Consider the following 1,095-nt stretch of genomic DNA (forward strand, 5'->3'; position numbering starts at 1 on the left):
TCTTTTCCGCGGTCTCGGCGACGATGTTTTCACTCTCCGCCACAGCGTTCCTCGTGTTGATTGGCTTGGGTCCGGCCATCAGGCAGGCCCAGCTTGCGGTGTTGTCTTGCGCTCAATGATGCGGAAAAGCCATAGCCGTGACAAGCGTGGCCCGCAGGGCCACTTGCGCAGATGGCATGAAGCCCGACCAGACGCATGAATTCCGTAGAGTGAACATTCGGGCGCGTCGGTTTGTATGCCACGCGCTGCAGCAGATAGGCGGGCCGGACCGGTTCAGTCCGCCAGATGAAACTGGTCGCCGCGCCCATGAGGCGGCAGGTTCAGACGCGCGGCCATCGGCGAGACCGGTCGGCGCGAGGGGCATATGAGTTTTCGTCGACCCGTGTTTAGCTCGAGACCAAGATCAGAGGTGATGCGATGAAGATGCATATGCTGTCGGGTGGACGGCTGCGGATGTCCAAGCGGACCTATCTGCCGGATGCGGAGCGCGGCGAGATGATCGAGCTTCCGGTGTCCTGCGTGCTGCTCCGTCATACGCAGGGCAACGTGCTGTTCGACACCGGATGCCATCCCGATGTCGCGACCGATCCGGAAGGCCGGCTCGGCACGCTCGCCAGGTTCATGCAGCCGATCACGACGGCGGACGACCATGTGCTGACCAGCCTGAAGGCCGTTGGCCTCGGTCCCGACGATATCGATGTGGTGATCTGCTCCCATCTGCATACTGACCATTGCGGCTGCAACGGCTTCTTCAGGAAGGCGACGGTCTTCGTCCACGCGCTCGAGCTCGAGGCCGCCAATGCGTCCAACGCGCTCGATCGCGGATACATCAAGGCGGATTGGGATCATCCGCTGAAGATGGAGATCTTCGACCGCCAGACGGATGTGTTCGGCGACGGCAGGTTGACGCTGATCCCGTTGCCGGGACATTCGAAGGGAACGACCGGTGCGCTGGTCAAGCTGGACCAGAGCGGCGAATACCTGCTCGCATCCGATTCGCTCAGCGTACGCGCCAATCTCGATCAGCGGGTCTCGCCGCGGAACAGTCTCGATGTCGATCAATTCCTGAAATCGCTCGACGAGATCGCCAGGCTC

General features: G+C 61.8%; 1 protein-coding gene. It reads left to right on the top strand.

The features are described 5' to 3' along the window. Positions 1 to 417: 417 nt before the first annotated feature. Positions 418 to 1,095 (top strand): N-acyl homoserine lactonase family protein (locus tag ACJH7A_RS30605; protein WP_406803329.1); only part of this gene is annotated, 678 nt, incomplete at its 3' end.

The organism is Mycobacterium sp. SMC-17 (assembly GCF_045310915.1).
Classification (GTDB): Bacteria; Actinomycetota; Actinomycetes; order Mycobacteriales; family Mycobacteriaceae; genus Mycobacterium.